We start from the raw sequence: 15,735 nt of genomic DNA, 5'->3' as shown, positions 1-15,735 counted from the left end.
TCTTCACCTACGTTCCGGTTCTTGTCAGGATCTCGTATCCGTCCGCTGTAACGGCCACAGTATGCTCAAAGTGCGCGCACCATGATTTATCGACGGTGACGACGGTCCAATTGTCGGTTAGCGTTTCGACGTAACGTTCCCCGAGCGCAACCATCGGCTCGATCGCCAACACCATGCCCGGCTTAAGGCGCGGGCCGCGGTCCGGAATACCGTAATTCGGAATTTGCGGTTCTTCGTGCAAATCGGCCCCGATGCCGTGCCCCACATATTCGCGAATGACCGATAAGCCTTCGTCTTCGATGCATCGCCCAATGGCGTGCGAGATTGTAAATAAGCGAACATTCGGTTTCACAAGCTCGATGCCGGCGTACAGCGACTTTTCGGTAACCTCCAGCAGCTTGCGCGCGGAGTCCGATATCGTCCCGACCGGATAGGTCCAAGCCGAATCGCCGTGGAACCCGTTATACTGGGCGCCGATATCGATGCTGATGATGTCGCCGTCGTTTAATTTACGGTGATTCGGTATGCCATGTACCAACTCTTCGTTGACCGAAGCACAGATGCTGGCAGGAAAATGGTTGTAGCCTTTAAAAGAGGGTATGGCGCCTTGACCGCGAATGAACGTTTCGGCGATCCGATCCAATTCCAGCGTCGTCATTCCCGGTTGAATCGCTTCAGCCATCAGCCGGTGCGTCTCGGCGACGATCCGCCCTGCTTCCCGCATGTAGCCTAACTCAACGTCGGACTTACAAATGATCATTACGCCTGCCCTTTCAGCAGCGAACCTATAACCTCGGTAACCGTATCGATTTCCTGCTCTCCATCCACTTGACGAAGCAACGCTTTGTTTTCGTAATACGAGAGCAATGGAGCCGTTTTGTTAAAATATTCATCGAGCCGCGTACCGACTTTTTCTTCCGTATCGTCGGAACGTTGGTACAGCTCGCCGGAGCATTTGTCGCACACGCCCTCTTGCGCTGGCGGGTTAAACAGTACATGATAGGTCGCGCCGCAAGATCTGCAAACCCGGCGTCCGGTCAGACGCGCAAGCAGCTTCGTACGGTCAACTGTCAGGTTGATGACATGGTCAATCTTCCGGCTCATCGAATGAAGGATTTCGTCCAGCGCTTCCGCTTGGGAAATCGTCCGCGGGAATCCGTCGAGCAAAAATCCATTTTCGCAATCCGGTTGCTGCAATCGTTCTCTGACGATCCCGATTGTGACATCATCAGGAACGAGCAAGCCTTTATCGACAAACTCTTTCGCTTTCACACCGAGCGGAGTGCCTTGCTTCATAGCTAAGCGAAAGGCGTCTCCAGTCGAAATGTGTGGAATTGAAAATTCGTTAACGATACGTTCAGCTTGTGTTCCTTTACCTGCACCCGGAGGACCCATGAAAATAATGTTCATCGATATCCTCTCCTTCAACAGCACAATAGGTGCCGACGCATTCAACGATTGGAATGCTATCGGAACCTACGCTTTTTCGGCGAACGGCAATCTCGGGTCATGCCGTTTATTTATTGATAAACCCTTTGTAATGGCGTTTGATCAGTTGCGTTTCGATCTGCTTCATCGTGTCAAGCGCAACGCCGATCACGATCAAGAGCGAGGTGCCGCCAACTTTCACTCCATCCGGCAAACCGGCGAGCGATCCGAAGAAGATCGGGAGCACCGAGATCGCAGCCAAGAAAAGAGCTCCGGACAACGTGATCCGCGTCATAACGCGTGTCAAGTAGGTTGCCGTTGTTTTCCCTGGGCGAATACCCGGAATGTAACCGCCGTTCTTTTTCATCTGATCCGCCATTTGCACCGGATTGATTTGCACGAACGTGTAAAAATAGGTAAATCCGATAATAAACAAGACGTACAGAACCATACCGAGTGCGCCAGTCGTGTAGTTGAAGTTACGCATTACCCAATCCGCAACCGGATGTCCGGTCCAGAATTGAGCAATCGTGTACGGGAACATCACGAGCGACATCGCGAAGATGACCGGGATAACCCCTGCCGCATTCACCTTCAATGGAATGTGCGTGTTTTGACCGCCATACATTTTCCGTCCTACAACACGTTTTGCGTATTGCACCGGAATTTTGCGAATCCCTTGCTGAATAAAGATAACACCCACGATAATCGCGATGACGACAATCAGGATGAGCAGCAGCTTCGCGCTGTTCAAGAAGATTTGTCCGCTACCGTCGACAAACTGGGATTGGTATATATCTTTGAGGTGTTTCGGAATACCCGCGACGATCCCTGCGAAGATGATGATGGATATGCCGTTGCCGATTCCGTATTCCGTAATCTGCTCGCCAAGCCACATCAAGAACGCGGTACCCGCCGTCAACACGATTGCGATCATCAAATAGGTCGTAAATCCGGAATCCAAAACCATCTTAAAGTTATACATCCGGTTAAAGCCAATTGCTGTACCATATGCTTGAATCAAGCCAAGAATAATCGTTCCGTAACGGGTAAATTGCCCCAGCTTTCTCCGACCGACTTCACCCTCTTTCGCCCATTGAGCGAATTTCGGGATGACGTCCATCGAGAGAAGCTGAACGATAATCGAAGCGGTGATATACGGCATAATTCCCATCGCGAAGATGGAGAATTGGAACAGTGCGCCACCCGTGAACGTATTTAACAAGCCGAACACGTTGTTTTGCTGTTCTTCAATTTGCTGAAATACCGATGTGTCAATGTTGGGCACCGGAATGAAAGAGCCAAGACGATACACAATCAGGATAAACAGGGTAAACAGGATTCGCTTTCTAAGGTCTTCGACTTTCCATATATTCGATATGGTTTTCAACATTAGATCACCTCGGTTTTACCACCGGCAGCCTGAATTTTATTTACCGCAGATTGAGAGAACTTGTTCGCTTTGACTGTCAGTTGAACAGTCAATTCGCCGTTGCCTAGGATCTTTATGCTGTCTTTCGCACTGGACAGAATTCCGGACTCAAGAAGCAGTTCCGGCGTAATTTCAGTTCCGGCAGCAAATTGATTTAATTGCTCCACGTTAACGACAACATACTCTTGGCGGAACGGATTGTTAAATCCGCGTTTAGGCACTCGGCGATACAACGGGTTTTGCCCGCCCTCGAAGCCAGGACGTACGCCGCCGCCGGAACGAGCCTTTTGACCTTTGTGACCTTTACCTGCTGTTTTACCAGTACCGCTACCGATACCGCGGCCGATCCGTTTACGAGTGTGACGGGAGCCTGGGGCTGGAGTCAGTTCATGCAATTTCATCGTTGCACCTCCTTCAACTTATTGCTTGCAATATATCACGATTAACCTTGAACTTCCGTAACTTTCAACAAGTGGCCCACTTGATTCACCATTCCGCGAATCGCTGGGTTATCGTTGTGAACTACCGATTGGTTCAACTTGCGCAATCCGAGTGCCTGCACCGTCGAACGTTGCGTTTCCGGGCGGCCAATCAAGCTGCGCACGAGGGTAATTTGTAATTTAGCCATCGTTTCCCCTCCTAACCTAAAAGCTCTTCTACCGTTTTACCGCGCAGTTTCGCTACGTCTTCCGCGCGCTTCAAGCGGGATAATCCTTCGAGTGTTGCGTTTACCATGTTCATGGAGTTCGAAGAACCTAACGATTTCGTCAAGATATCGCCAACGCCAGCCAGTTCGAGTACGGCACGAACCGGTCCGCCGGCAATAACTCCTGTACCTTCCGATGCTGGCTTAAGCAATACGCGGCCTGCACCGAAATGTCCTGTAACTAGATGCGGGATCGTCGTTCCGACGAGTGGCACATGGATTAAGTTTTTCTTCGCATCTTCGATGCCTTTGCGGATTGCTTCAGGCACCTCGGAAGCTTTGCCGATACCGGCTCCGACCCAACCCTTGCCGTCGCCGACGACCACTAGCGCGCTAAAGCTGAAACGGCGTCCGCCTTTAACAACTTTAGCTACGCGATTGATATTGACAACTTTTTCTGTCAGTTCTAAAGTGTTCGGATCTACACGCAAGTCGTTAACCTCCTTATTCAGTAATTAGAATTCAAGCCCTGCTTCGCGAGCCGCGTCGGCCAGCGCTTGGATTCTGCCGTGGTACAAATATCCGCCGCGATCGAATACGATCTTTTCGATTCCTTTTTCTTTCGCGCGTTTCGCAATCGCTTCGCCGACTTTACGAGCTGCTTCTACGTTGCCGCCGTTTTCTTCGCTGCCGAGAAATTCTTTCTCCAGCGTCGAAGCTGCTGCAATCGTTACGCCTTTCGAATCGTCGATGATTTGCGCATACATATGTTTCGCAGAACGGAATACGCTCAACCGAGGGCGCTCCGTCGTACCGTTGATTTTCTTACGAACACGAAGGTGTCTTTTCAAACGAGCTTTGTTTTTATCGCCTTTAGAAATCATGCTGATTTCACTCCTTCCATTCAGCGTTACGCAGCCGAGGCCGCTTTATACGTGCAGGCTAGATTATTTCTTCTTACCGACTTTACCTTCTTTGCGAAGGATGCGCTCGCCTTCATACTTGATCCCTTTGCCTTTATACGGCTCAGGCTCGCGTACGGAGCGGATTTTTGCTGCAGTTGCGCCGACCAGTTCTTTGTCGATGCCTTTCACGATAATTTTCGTGTTGGCAGGAACTTCGAACTCGATGCCCTTCTCCGGAACGATTTCGACCGGATGGGAGTAGCCTACGTTCAGAACCACTTTCTCGCCGGTTTTGTTAGCGCGGTAACCTACGCCTACAAGCTCAAGCGATTTGCTGAATCCTTCGGTAACGCCGCTCACCATGTTGGCTACGACGCTGCGAGTCGTTCCGTGCAGGGAACGGTGCAGTTTGTTTTCGGAAGGACGTTCGATCGTGATGACATTCTCTTCGATGCTAACTTTCATATCTTTATGAAGTTCGCGGCTAAGCGAACCTTTAGGACCTTTAACGGTGATCAGCGTACCTTCAAGAGATACGTTGACGCCACTCGGTACTTGGATCGGTTTGCGACCAATACGAGACATTGTTACACCTCCATTCGTAATGCAGTCAAATTACCAAACGTAGCAGACAACTTCGCCGCCCGCTTTGGACTGGCGAGCTTCTTTATCAGTCATAACGCCTTTGGACGTGGAGACGATAGCAATTCCAAGTCCGCCCAGTACGCGCGGAATTTCGTTGCTTTGCGTATACACGCGAAGGCCAGGTTTGCTGATTCTTTTCAATCCGGAAATAACGCGCTCGTTGTTCGGGCCGTATTTCAGGAAGATGCGGATAATGCCTTGCTTGTTATCCTCGATATATTCAGCGTCGCGGATGAAACCTTCGCGCTTCAAAATCTCAGCAATTTGCTTTTTGATTTTCGATGCAGGCATTTCAACCGTTTCGTGACGAACGATATTCGCGTTGCGAATGCGCGTCAGCATATCTGCGATCGGATCTGACATAACCATATTGCGTACCTCCTTCCCGTATCAGGGTAATTACCAGCTTGCTTTTTTAACACCAGGAATCTGGCCTTTGTATGCTAATTCGCGGAAACAAATTCTGCAAATTTTGAACTTTTGCAAAACGGAATGCGGACGGCCGCAGCGCTCGCAGCGCGTATAAGCACGCACTTTGAACTTCGGTTTACGCTGCTGCTTCACAATCATCGAAGTTTTTGCCACTACTCACACCTCCTGAATTATTTGGTGAACGGCATTCCCAATTGAACGAGCAACTCGCGGGACTCTTCGTCGGTTTTCGCTGTCGTTACGATAACGATGTCCATACCGCGAACTTTATCCACTTTGTCATACTCGATTTCAGGGAAGATCAGCTGTTCTTTCAGTCCGAGCGTGTAGTTACCGCGTCCGTCAAATGCCTTCGTCGACACGCCGCGGAAATCGCGAACCCGTGGAAGCGCAACGTTGAACAGTTTGTCCAAGAAGTAGTACATCCGGTCGCCGCGAAGCGTTACTTTTACGCCGATTGGCATATTTTCACGAAGCTTAAAGCCTGCGATGGACTTCTTCGAACGAGTAATGACCGGTTTTTGACCGGAAATGATACGCATATCTTCTACAGCTGTATCAAGCACTTTGGAGTTTTGTACGGCTTCGCCTACCCCCATGTTGATAACAACTTTCTCGATCTTCGGAACTTGCATTACCGTTGTATAATTAAACTTCTGCATTAAAGCAGGGGTAATTTCGTTTAAATAACGATCTTTCATTCTTGCAGCCATGAATTATGGACCTCCTTTCCACCAATCTCGATTAGTCGATTACTTCACCGGATCGTTTAGCAACACGAACTTTTTTGCCGTTATCGAGCACTTTGTAACCGATACGAGTCGGTTTGCCGCTCTTCGGATCAACCAGCATCACGTTGGACACGTGAATTGGCGCCTCCTGCTCGATAATGCCGCCTTGCGGATTTTGTTGCGATGGCTTCGCATGTTTCTTCACCATATTCACGCTTTCCACGAGAACGCGGTTTTGGCGCGGGTATGCTGCGATAATGCGGCCTTTCTTGCCTTTGTCCTTGCCTGTGATGACGATAACCGTATCGTCTTTCTTCACGTGCAATTTATTGTTGTGCGATTCAAGCACTTTTTTCAATCTTGGCATTCGTTAACACCTCCTGCATGCTTGCCGTCCGGACAAGCTTTTTCGCATAAGTCACTTCCTGGGGTGAAGATTAGATTACTTCAGGAGCCAGGGAGATGATCTTCATGAAGTCTTTATCGCGAAGCTCACGTGCTACTGGTCCGAAGATACGAGTTCCGCGTGGGCTCTTATCTTCTTTAACGATAACCGCTGCGTTTTCGTCAAATGCGATGTAAGAACCGTCTTTACGGCGAACAGCGCGCTTCGTACGAACGATAACCGCTTTGACTACGTCGCCTTTTTTGACAACGCCGCCTGGTGTTGCGGATTTAACGGAGCAGATGATCAAATCGCCGATATGGCCGACACGACGTCCCGTTCCGCCAAGTACGCGAATGCACATCAACTCTTTAGCACCGGAATTGTCACCTACGTTAAGGCGTGTAAATGGTTGAATCATTCAAGTCTCCTCCTTCCGAAAAAGCATCTATTCTGCTTGCTTAAATAACAACCGCTACTTCGACGATTTCAACCAATCTCCAGCTTTTGTCTTTCGACAATGGGCGAGTTTCCATGATCTTCACCGTGTCGCCAATCTTTGCTTGGTTGTTTTCGTCGTGCGCTTTGAATTTCTTCGTATATTTAATACGCTTATGGTACAGATCATGTTTTTTGTAGGTTTCTACAGCAACAACGATCGTTTTGTCCATTTTGTCGCTGACCACTTTGCCAATTTGAGTTCTGCGCGAGTTGCGTTCGCTCATGAGATGACCTCCTCTCTGTTACAGTCCATTTCGATCGATATCAAATATCGTCAATTAGCTGATCCCAAGTTCTCTTTCACGCAAAACGGTTTTCGCGCGAGCGATGTCCTTGCGTACGTCGCGAATGCGAGTCGGGTTATCAAGCTGGCCTGTAGCCAGTTGGAAACGGAGATTAAAGAGTTCTTCTTTAAAACCGTTGATTTTGTGCTCAATCTCAGCAGTGGTCAGGTTGCGAAATTCACTACCCTTCATTTGCTTCACCACCCAATTCTTCACGTTTCACAAACTTCGTTTTGATCGGAAGCTTGTGAGATGCGAGACGCATCGCTTCGCGTGCGATCTCCTCGGAAACTCCGGCAAGTTCAAACAGGATTTTTCCTGGTTTAACGACAGCGACCCATTTTTCCACGTTACCTTTACCGCTACCCATCCGTACTTCAAGCGGCTTTTGGGTAATTGGCTTGGAAGGGAAAATTTTGATCCATACTTTACCGCCACGTTTAATGTAACGTGTCATCGCGATACGGGCAGCTTCGATTTGACGGTTTGTAATCCAAGCCGGTTCAACGGCTTGCAGACCGTATTCGCCAAATGCGACTTCAGCGCCGCCTTTTGCACGACCTTTCATGTTACCGCGTTGTTCTTTGCGGTGTTTGACGCGTTTAGGCAATAACATGTTTAGTTACCTCCTTCCGGGGCATTTTTCTTCTTAACCGTCGGAAGAACCTCTCCACGATAAATCCATACTTTCACACCGATACGTCCGTATGTCGTATGAGCTTCCGCCGTGCCGTAATCAATATCCGCACGCAATGTGTGAAGCGGAACCGTACCTTCGCTGTAGCCTTCCGTACGTGCGATTTCCGCGCCGCCCAGACGTCCGCTGACCGAAGTTTTGATTCCTTTTGCTCCTGCACGCATCGTTCTTTGAATCGCTTGCTTCAGCGCGCGACGGAAAGAAACGCGGCGTTCCAATTGCTGTGCAATGCTTTCTGCAACCAGGATCGCATCGATATCCGGGGATTTGATCTCCGAAATGTTGATATGAACCTTTTTGCCTTTAGTGATCTTAGCAATTTCATTGCGAATCACTTCAACCTCAGAACCGCCTTTACCGATAACCATACCCGGCTTCGCCGTATGGATCGTCACGTTCACGCGGTTAGCGGCACGTTCGATTTCAATATGAGAAACAGCCGAATCTTTCAGCTTATTTTTCAAATACTCACGGATTTTTACGTCTTCCAGCAGCAAGTCGCCGAAATCTTTACCCGCGAACCATCTCGATTCCCAATCACGAATAATTCCGACTCGTAGTCCGACTGGATTTACCTTTTGGCCCATACGTTTTCCCTCCTTATTTCTCGGATACCACTAATGTAATGTGGCTTGTTTTCTTTTGAATCGGTTTTGCGCTCCCTTGCGCACGTGGACGGAAGCGTTTCAGCATCGGTCCTTGGTTTACGAAAGCTTCACTGATGACCAAATTGTTAGCATCCAACGAAAAGTTATTCTCTGCATTCGCAATTGCGGAAGTAAGCAACTTTTCCAGAACCGGGGAAGCCGATCTTGGCGTATGACGCAAAATCGCGATCGCGTCGCCAACCTTTTTCCCACGAATCAGGTCAATAACCAGTCTCACTTTTCGAGGAGCAATCCGAACATAATTCGCACTCGCTTTAGCTTGCACCGTAATACCCTCCTCTCGAACATATCAAGTAACTATATTAGCGTCTGCCCGTTTTCTTGTCGTCGTCCGTATGTCCTTTGTACGTACGAGTTGGCGCGAATTCGCCAAGCTTATGTCCTACCATATCCTCAGTCACGTATACCGGTACATGTTTGCGTCCATCATAAACAGCAAACGTATGGCCGATAAACTGCGGGAAAATGGTGGAACGGCGCGACCAGGTTTTGATAACTACCTTTTTGCTCGCTGTATTGAGGTCTTCCACTTTCTTCAGCAAATAACCGTCTACGAACGGTCCTTTTTTAAGACTGCGTCCCATGTGTGATCCTCCCTTCGTCAATCATGAATCGTCTAAGCGCTTCTTACCTTATTTCGTGCGACCACGAACGATATATTTATTGGAAGCTTTACTTTTCTTACGCGTTTTGTAACCAAGCGTCGGCTTGCCCCATGGGGACATTGGCGATTTGCGTCCGATTGGAGCGCGGCCTTCACCACCACCGTGTGGATGGTCAACCGGGTTCATAACAACCCCGCGCACTGTAGGGCGCTTGCCGAGCCAACGGGAACGTCCGGCTTTACCGATGCTGACGAGCTCATGATCTTCGTTACCAACGGATCCGATTGTCGCGCGGCAAACTTTAAGGATGCGGCGAACTTCACCGGAAGTCAGGCGAACGGTCACGTACTCTTCTTCTTTACCAAGCAATTGAGCTTCCGTACCGGCTGCGCGAACAAGTTGTCCACCTTTACCTGGTTTCAGCTCGATGTTGTGGATAACTGTACCGACTGGAATATTCTCCATCGCCAGTGCGTTACCTGTTTTGATGTCCGCAGTAGGTCCGGACATGACTTCGTCTCCGACTTTCAGGCCTTTCGGAGCAAGAATGTACCGCTTCTCACCATCTGCATATTGAATCAATGCGATATTCGAAGTACGGTTCGGATCGTATTCAATCGTAGCAACGCGGCCTGGAATGCCGTCCTTCGTCCGTTTGAAATCGATGATCCGGTATTTACGCTTGTGTCCGCCGCCTTGATGACGAACCGTAATTTTACCCATGTTGTTGCGTCCTGCTTTTTTGCTAAGCGGCGCGAGCAACGATTTCTCGGGAGTGCTTGTCGTAATTTCCTCAAACGTCGAAACGGACATATTACGTCTCGAAGGCGACGTCGGTTTGTACTTTTTAATTGGCACGTTGTTTTCCTCCTTACTTTAAAAATTTCTTATTCAACGGATTCGAAGAATTCGAGCGGCTTGCTGTCTTGGCTAAGCGTTACGATCGCTTTCTTCCATTCGGTCGTGTAACCGGAATAACGTCCGTACCGTTTCGGTTTAGCCGGAACGATCATCGTGTTCACGCCCGTTACTTTCACTTTGAAAATAGCTTCGATCGCTAGTTTGATTTCGGTTTTGTTCGAACGTTTGTCAACTTCGAACGCGTATTTCAGATCGTTCATCATTTCACTTGTGCGTTCGGTAATCACCGGGCGCTTGATAATATCGCGTGGATTTTTCATTACGCAAGCACCTCCTCTACTTTCTGTACCGCATCCTTCGTAATGATCAGTTGATCATAGAGCAGCACGTCAAGCACGTTGATTCCGTCAGCTGCAACAAACTTCACATACGGGATGTTGCGGGCGGATAACGCTACATTATCATCATAGTTCGCCGTTACGACCAGAGCTTTGCGCCCTACTTTCAGGTTGGTCAGAATCGATGCGAACTCTTTCGTTTTTGGCGCGTTAAGAGCCAATTGATCCAATACAATAATTTGATTGTCGATCACTTTGGACGACAATGCCGATTTGATCGCCAGACGGCGAACTTTTCTAGGCAGTTTGTACGCATAGCTGCGTGGAGTAGGACCAAATACGATCCCGCCGCCCTTCCATTGTGGCGAACGAATGCTGCCTTGACGCGCGCGTCCCGTACCTTTTTGTTTCCAAGGTTTGCGGCCGCCGCCACGCACTTCAGAACGACCTTTTGTTTTGTGCGTTCCAAGGCGTTGCGATGCTTGCTGCATAACGACAGCATCATGCAGTACATGGACGTTCGGTGTAATTCCAAATACGTTGTCGGACAATTCAACTTCTCCAACTTGTGCTCCAGTTACATTATAAAGAGCCACTTTCGGCATGTAGAGTTCCTCCTTTCCTGCTCAGGTTACTTCTTAACCGTAGTTTTTACTTTTACATAGCTGTTTTTAGGACCTGGAATAGAGCCTTTAACGAGCAAAACATTGCGTTCCGCATCAACGCGGACGATTTCAAGGTTTTGAATCGTGATTGTTTCTCTGCCCATTTGTCCTGGCAATTTCATGCCTTTAGGCACGCGGTTACCCGTACGGATCGTAGCGAGCGAACCTGGTCCACGATGGTAGTTCGAACCGTGCGTCATCGGACCTCTGCTTTGTCCCCAACGTTTGATCGAACCTGCGAAACCTTTACCTTTCGAAATACCCGTTACGTCAACAACTTCACCTTCCGCGAACAAATCAGCCTTAACTTCTTGGCCAACCTCATATGCAGAAAGATCAATACCGCGAATTTCGCGAACGTAGCGCTTAGGCGTCGCGCCCGCTTTTTTCGCATGGCCCGTTTCAGGTTTATTCGCGTTCTTTTCCTTCTTATCGGCGAAACCGAGTTGGATCGCTTCGTAACCGTCGTTCTCAGCGTCTTTCTTCTGAAGAACTACGCAAGGACCTGCTTCGATTACAGTAACCGGAACTACCGTCCCGTCTGCTGCGAACACCTGAGTCATTCCGAGTTTTTTCCCTAAGATACCTTTCATGTTGACACCTCTTTTCCTTTCTTTATTTCCGTTAAGTTAATATTACAGTTTGATCTCGATATCGACACCGGACGGTAAATCCAAGCGCATCAAGGCATCCACTGTTTGTGGAGTTGGGTTGACAATATCGATCAAGCGCTTGTGCGTGCGCATTTCGAATTGTTCCCGAGAATCCTTGTACTTGTGTACCGCGCGGAGAATGGTAATGATTTGCTTTTCTGTTGGAAGCGGAATCGGACCGGAAACACCTGCACCGGAACGTTTTGCAGTTTCAACAATTTTCTCTGCGGACTGGTCAAGAATTCTGTGATCGTAAGCCTTCAAACGGATACGAATCTTTTGCTTTGCCATATAAGTCCCTCCTTCTATCGCCCAATTTAGTATCGGACATACTCCGTGAAAATTCTCCGACCGCACCCTATGGCAAAGGAGCCGGGTGTGTCGGCAACCTCTCACATCATCGCGACGTCACAGACCAACGTTCACTATTATATAAAAAAACAAGGGCGAATGCAAGAAAATTTTCTAGAAAGATTAATTTTCATGAATAAACCCCCTTGCGATGTGGCAAGGGGGTCGTTACAGTCAGTGACTGTATTATTATTTTTGGATCGAAGCTACAGCGCCAGCGCCTACTGTACGGCCGCCTTCACGGATAGCGAAGCGAGTTCCTTCTTCTACCGCGATTGGAGCGATCAGTTCAACAGTAACCGTGATGTTGTCGCCTGGCATAACCATCTCTGTGCCTTCTGGCAGGTTGATGATGCCTGTTACGTCCGTTGTACGGAAGTAGAATTGTGGACGGTAGCCAGTGAAGAATGGTTTGTGGCGTCCACCCTCTTCTTTAGTCAGAACGTAAACTTGAGCTGTGAAGTTCGTGTGTGGTTTAACCGAACCTGGTTTAGCAAGTACTTGTCCGCGCTCGATGTCTTTACGGTCTACACCGCGAAGAAGAGCACCGATGTTGTCGCCCGCTTGAGCGGAATCAAGAAGCTTGCGGAACATCTCTACGCCAGTTACGACGCATTTGCGAGTTTCTTCAGCAAGACCTACGATTTCGATCTCGTCGGATACTTTAACTACGCCGCGCTCAACGCGTCCAGTAGCAACCGTACCACGGCCAGTGATCGTGAACACGTCCTCGACAGGCATCAAGAAAGGCTTGTCAGTGTCGCGCTCTGGGTTAGGGATGTAGCTGTCCACGTGTTGGAACAGTTCTACGATTTTGTCAGCCCAAGGGCCGTCTGGGTTTTGCAGAGCTTCACGAGCAGCACCGCGAACGATTGGAGTGTCGTCGCCTGGGAACTCATATTCGTTCAGCAGGTCGCGAACTTCCATCTCAACCAGTTCAAGAAGCTCTTCGTCTTCAACCATGTCGCATTTGTTCAGGAATACGACGATGTAAGGTACGCCTACTTGCTTGGACAGCAGGATGTGCTCGCGCGTTTGCGGCATTGGGCCGTCAGCTGCGGATACAACCAGGATTGCGCCGTCCATTTGAGCAGCACCGGTAATCATGTTTTTAACGTAGTCGGCGTGGCCTGGGCAGTCAACGTGTGCGTAGTGACGGTTGTCCGTCTCGTACTCAACGTGTGCTGTGGAGATTGTGATACCGCGCTCGCGCTCTTCTGGCGCTTTGTCGATTTGGTCGAATGCTACAGCAGCACCGCCATATTTTCTCGACAATACTGTAGTAATAGCAGCAGTCAGGGTTGTTTTACCATGGTCAACGTGACCGATCGTACCGATGTTAACGTGTGGCTTATTACGTTCGAATTTTGCCTTTGCCATTTCAACAATTCCTCCTTAATATAGGAAAATGGTTTATTATTATTCGCCTTTGTGTTTTGCAATAATTTCTTCTGCAATCGACTTAGGCACTTCTTCATAGTGAGAAAGTTCCATTGCGAACACCCCGCGGCCTTGCGTACCGGAACGAAGTACGGTCGAGTATCCGAACATTTCGGAAAGAGGTACTTTCGCACGGATGATTTGCGCGCCAGCGCGGCTGTCCATACCTTCAATACGTCCGCGACGGGAATTGAGCATCCCCATAACGTCGCCCATGTACTCTTCAGGTACTGTAACTTCAACCTTCATGATAGGCTCAAGCAGGGATGGGTTACATTTGTCCTTCGCTGCTTTAAGCGCCATTGAGCCGGCGATTTTGAACGCCATCTCACTGGAGTCGACGTCATGGTAGGAACCGTCGACAATCGTAGCTTTGATATCAACGAGCGGGAATCCGGCAAGAACACCGTTTTTCATCGACTCTTCGATACCGGCTTGAACCGGAGCGATATACTCTCTCGGTACGGAACCGCCAACGATTTTGCTTTCAAAGATAAAGCCTGTACCTGGCTCAAGCGGTTCGAACTCAATCCAGCAATGTCCGTATTGACCACGGCCACCGGACTGGCGAACGAACTTGCCTTCAACCTTAGCAGGCGTGCGGAACGTTTCGCGGTAAGCAACTTGCGGTTTACCGACGTTCGTTTCCACTTTGAACTCGCGACGCATACGGTCAACGATAATTTCCAGGTGAAGCTCACCCATACCGGAGATGATCGTTTGTCCCGTTTCTTCATCCGTTTTCGCGCGGAAGGTTGGATCTTCCTCAGCCAGTTTGGAGATTGCAACGCCAAGTTTATCTTGGTCAGCCTTGGTTTTAGGCTCGATTGCAACGTCGATAACCGGATCAGGGAAGTTCATCGATTCCAGGATAACCGGATGTTTCTCGTCGCAAAGCGTGTCGCCCGTAACGGTATCCTTAAGGCCTACTGCAGCTGCAATGTCGCCGGAATAAACGATAGCGATCTCTTGACGGCTGTTCGCATGCATTTGAAGAATCCGTCCGATTCTTTCACGCTTGTTCTTCGTTGCATTCAATACGTAGGAACCGGAGTTCAGAACGCCGGAGTATACGCGGAAGAATGTCAACTTACCGACATAAGGGTCAGTCATGATTTTGAAAGCCAATGCTGCGAACGGTTGATCGTCGCCCGATTTGCGAACCGCTTCCGTTCCGTCTTCAAGGTGACCCTTGATATCCGGTACGTCGGTCGGTGCTGGCAGGTAGTCGACTACCGCGTCAAGCATAACCTGTACCCCTTTATTACGGTAAGAAGATCCGCAAATAACCGGGAAGATCTTCACTTCGCAAACACCTTTGCGAAGTGCGGCTTTCAGCTCAGCAACTGTTATTTCTTCGCCTTCGAGATATTTCATCGTGAGCTCTTCATCAAGCTCAGCAACTTTCTCGATCAGCTCCAAACGAAGCTCCGCAACTTTGTCCTTGAACTCAGCTGGGATTTCGACTTGTTCGATGTCTTTTCCGAGATCGTCTTTGTACATGTAAGCAACTTGCTCGACAAGGTCGATGATCCCGTGAAACTCGTTTTCTGCACCGATCGGCAATTGAATCGCGACGGCATTAGCCTGAAGGCGATCGCGCATCGATTGTACAACGCCCAGGAAGTCCGCGCCGATGATGTCCATTTTGTTAACGTAGGCGATACGAGGTACGCCGTAACGGTCCGCTTGTCTCCAAACGGTTTCCGATTGCGGCTCTACGCCCTCTTTAGCGCTGAATACGCCAACAGCTCCATCCAATACACGCAGGGAACGTTCAACTTCAACAGTGAAGTCAACGTGTCCCGGGGTATCGATGATATTGATGCGGTGACCCTTCCATTGAGCGGTCGTCGCAGCGGAAGTAATCGTAATCCCGCGCTCCTGCTCTTGCTCCATCCAGTCCATCGTTGCGCCGCCCTCGTGAACTTCACCGATCTTGTGCACGCGTCCTGTGTAGAACAAAATACGCTCGGTCGTGGTTGTTTTACCCGCATCAATATGCGCCATGATCCCGATATTGCGTGTATTTTGCAAGGAGAATTCTCTTGACATGGAATAATCTCCT

The 15,735-nt window shown here is 49.2% G+C and carries 26 protein-coding genes; all 26 read right to left on the bottom strand.

Features of this window, described 5'->3' with window-relative positions:
* Positions 1-7: 7 nt before the first annotated feature.
* The 26 genes from map to fusA all read right to left on the bottom strand — a co-directional run bounded on the left by map (position 8) and on the right by fusA (position 15,722).
* The gene (map, locus tag AC0LWM_RS29630) at positions 8-760 is read right to left on the bottom strand and encodes a type I methionyl aminopeptidase (RefSeq protein WP_474678640.1); all 753 of its coding nucleotides are present in this window, start codon (positions 758-760) and stop codon (positions 8-10) included.
* Positions 760-1,410: an adenylate kinase gene (locus tag AC0LWM_RS29625; protein WP_474678639.1), complete on the bottom strand. Its 651-nt coding sequence runs from the start codon at positions 1,408-1,410 to the stop codon at positions 760-762. The genes map and AC0LWM_RS29625 overlap by 1 nt, the downstream gene beginning before the upstream one ends.
* A 106-nt stretch (positions 1,411-1,516) precedes the next feature.
* On the bottom strand, positions 1,517-2,821 hold the full coding sequence (gene secY, locus AC0LWM_RS29620; protein ID WP_474678638.1) for a preprotein translocase subunit SecY: 1,305 nt from the start codon (positions 2,819-2,821) through the stop codon (positions 1,517-1,519).
* On the bottom strand, positions 2,821-3,261 hold the full coding sequence (gene rplO / locus AC0LWM_RS29615) for a 50S ribosomal protein L15 (RefSeq protein WP_474678637.1): 441 nt from the start codon (positions 3,259-3,261) through the stop codon (positions 2,821-2,823). The genes secY and rplO overlap by 1 nt, the downstream gene beginning before the upstream one ends.
* Before the next feature lie 41 nt (positions 3,262-3,302).
* Positions 3,303-3,488, bottom strand: a complete 186-nt coding sequence (gene rpmD / locus AC0LWM_RS29610) for a 50S ribosomal protein L30 (protein ID WP_474678636.1) — start codon at positions 3,486-3,488, stop codon at positions 3,303-3,305.
* An 11-nt stretch (positions 3,489-3,499) separates the two neighbouring features.
* Entirely contained in the window at positions 3,500-3,997 is a 498-nt protein-coding gene (gene rpsE, locus AC0LWM_RS29605) for a 30S ribosomal protein S5 (protein ID WP_474678635.1), read from the bottom strand.
* A 24-nt stretch (positions 3,998-4,021) separates the two neighbouring features.
* Positions 4,022-4,390 carry a 50S ribosomal protein L18 gene (gene rplR / locus AC0LWM_RS29600; RefSeq protein WP_474678634.1) on the bottom strand — a complete coding sequence of 123 codons (369 nt, stop codon included), beginning with the start codon at positions 4,388-4,390 and terminating at the stop codon, positions 4,022-4,024.
* A gap of 63 nt (positions 4,391-4,453) precedes the next feature.
* Positions 4,454-4,996, bottom strand: a complete 543-nt coding sequence (rplF, locus tag AC0LWM_RS29595) for a 50S ribosomal protein L6 (protein WP_474678633.1) — start codon at positions 4,994-4,996, stop codon at positions 4,454-4,456.
* 30 nt (positions 4,997-5,026) lie between these two features.
* Positions 5,027-5,425 (bottom strand): 30S ribosomal protein S8, encoded by a 399-nt coding sequence (rpsH, locus tag AC0LWM_RS29590; RefSeq protein ID WP_474678632.1) that lies wholly within the window; start codon positions 5,423-5,425, stop codon positions 5,027-5,029.
* 30 nt (positions 5,426-5,455) lie between these two features.
* Complete coding sequence (locus tag AC0LWM_RS29585; protein ID WP_474678631.1) at positions 5,456-5,641, bottom strand: type Z 30S ribosomal protein S14; 186 nt, start codon at positions 5,639-5,641, stop codon at positions 5,456-5,458.
* 17 nt (positions 5,642-5,658) lie between these two features.
* On the bottom strand, positions 5,659-6,201 hold the full coding sequence (rplE, locus tag AC0LWM_RS29580) for a 50S ribosomal protein L5 (RefSeq protein ID WP_474678630.1): 543 nt from the start codon (positions 6,199-6,201) through the stop codon (positions 5,659-5,661).
* Between the two features lie 31 nt (positions 6,202-6,232).
* Positions 6,233-6,586 (bottom strand): 50S ribosomal protein L24, encoded by a 354-nt coding sequence (gene rplX, locus AC0LWM_RS29575; protein WP_474678629.1) that lies wholly within the window; start codon positions 6,584-6,586, stop codon positions 6,233-6,235.
* A gap of 70 nt (positions 6,587-6,656) precedes the next feature.
* Positions 6,657-7,025 (bottom strand): 50S ribosomal protein L14, encoded by a 369-nt coding sequence (rplN, locus tag AC0LWM_RS29570; protein WP_474678628.1) that lies wholly within the window; start codon positions 7,023-7,025, stop codon positions 6,657-6,659.
* A gap of 40 nt (positions 7,026-7,065) precedes the next feature.
* On the bottom strand, positions 7,066-7,329 hold the full coding sequence (rpsQ, locus tag AC0LWM_RS29565) for a 30S ribosomal protein S17 (protein ID WP_474678627.1): 264 nt from the start codon (positions 7,327-7,329) through the stop codon (positions 7,066-7,068).
* A 54-nt stretch (positions 7,330-7,383) separates the two neighbouring features.
* Complete coding sequence (gene rpmC / locus AC0LWM_RS29560; protein WP_474678626.1) at positions 7,384-7,581, bottom strand: 50S ribosomal protein L29; 198 nt, start codon at positions 7,579-7,581, stop codon at positions 7,384-7,386.
* Positions 7,571-8,005, bottom strand: coding sequence for a 50S ribosomal protein L16 (rplP, locus tag AC0LWM_RS29555; RefSeq protein ID WP_474678625.1), 435 nt, complete (start codon positions 8,003-8,005; stop codon positions 7,571-7,573). Before rplP ends, rpmC begins: the two co-directional genes overlap by 11 nt.
* 2 nt (positions 8,006-8,007) lie before the next feature.
* Positions 8,008-8,673: a 30S ribosomal protein S3 gene (rpsC, locus tag AC0LWM_RS29550; protein ID WP_474678624.1), complete on the bottom strand. Its 666-nt coding sequence runs from the start codon at positions 8,671-8,673 to the stop codon at positions 8,008-8,010.
* Between the two features lie 13 nt (positions 8,674-8,686).
* Positions 8,687-9,019, bottom strand: a complete 333-nt coding sequence (gene rplV / locus AC0LWM_RS29545) for a 50S ribosomal protein L22 (protein ID WP_474678623.1) — start codon at positions 9,017-9,019, stop codon at positions 8,687-8,689.
* Between the two features lie 37 nt (positions 9,020-9,056).
* The gene (gene rpsS, locus AC0LWM_RS29540) at positions 9,057-9,338 is read right to left on the bottom strand and encodes a 30S ribosomal protein S19 (RefSeq protein WP_474678622.1); all 282 of its coding nucleotides are present in this window, start codon (positions 9,336-9,338) and stop codon (positions 9,057-9,059) included.
* 48 nt (positions 9,339-9,386) lie between these two features.
* The gene (gene rplB / locus AC0LWM_RS29535; RefSeq protein ID WP_474678621.1) at positions 9,387-10,217 is read right to left on the bottom strand and encodes a 50S ribosomal protein L2; all 831 of its coding nucleotides are present in this window, start codon (positions 10,215-10,217) and stop codon (positions 9,387-9,389) included.
* A gap of 29 nt (positions 10,218-10,246) precedes the next feature.
* The gene (rplW, locus tag AC0LWM_RS29530; RefSeq protein WP_474678620.1) at positions 10,247-10,540 is read right to left on the bottom strand and encodes a 50S ribosomal protein L23; all 294 of its coding nucleotides are present in this window, start codon (positions 10,538-10,540) and stop codon (positions 10,247-10,249) included.
* On the bottom strand, positions 10,540-11,163 hold the full coding sequence (rplD, locus tag AC0LWM_RS29525; RefSeq protein ID WP_474678619.1) for a 50S ribosomal protein L4: 624 nt from the start codon (positions 11,161-11,163) through the stop codon (positions 10,540-10,542). Before rplD ends, rplW begins: the two co-directional genes overlap by 1 nt.
* A gap of 26 nt (positions 11,164-11,189) precedes the next feature.
* Positions 11,190-11,816, bottom strand: coding sequence for a 50S ribosomal protein L3 (gene rplC, locus AC0LWM_RS29520; RefSeq protein ID WP_474678618.1), 627 nt, complete (start codon positions 11,814-11,816; stop codon positions 11,190-11,192).
* A 42-nt stretch (positions 11,817-11,858) separates the two neighbouring features.
* Positions 11,859-12,167 carry a 30S ribosomal protein S10 gene (rpsJ, locus tag AC0LWM_RS29515; RefSeq protein WP_005544556.1) on the bottom strand — a complete coding sequence of 103 codons (309 nt, stop codon included), beginning with the start codon at positions 12,165-12,167 and terminating at the stop codon, positions 11,859-11,861.
* Between the two features lie 249 nt (positions 12,168-12,416).
* Complete coding sequence (tuf, locus tag AC0LWM_RS29510) at positions 12,417-13,607, bottom strand: elongation factor Tu (protein ID WP_474678617.1); 1,191 nt, start codon at positions 13,605-13,607, stop codon at positions 12,417-12,419.
* Positions 13,608-13,646: 39 nt separating this feature from the next.
* A complete protein-coding gene (gene fusA / locus AC0LWM_RS29505; protein WP_474678616.1) occupies positions 13,647-15,722 on the bottom strand; it encodes an elongation factor G in 2,076 nt (691 codons plus the stop codon).
* Positions 15,723-15,735 lie beyond the last annotated feature (13 nt).

It is taken from the genome of Paenibacillus sp. sgz302148, assembly GCF_056120465.1.
Note: the sequence above shows the minus strand (reverse complement) of the source record. Positions and strands in the feature narration are given on the sequence as shown.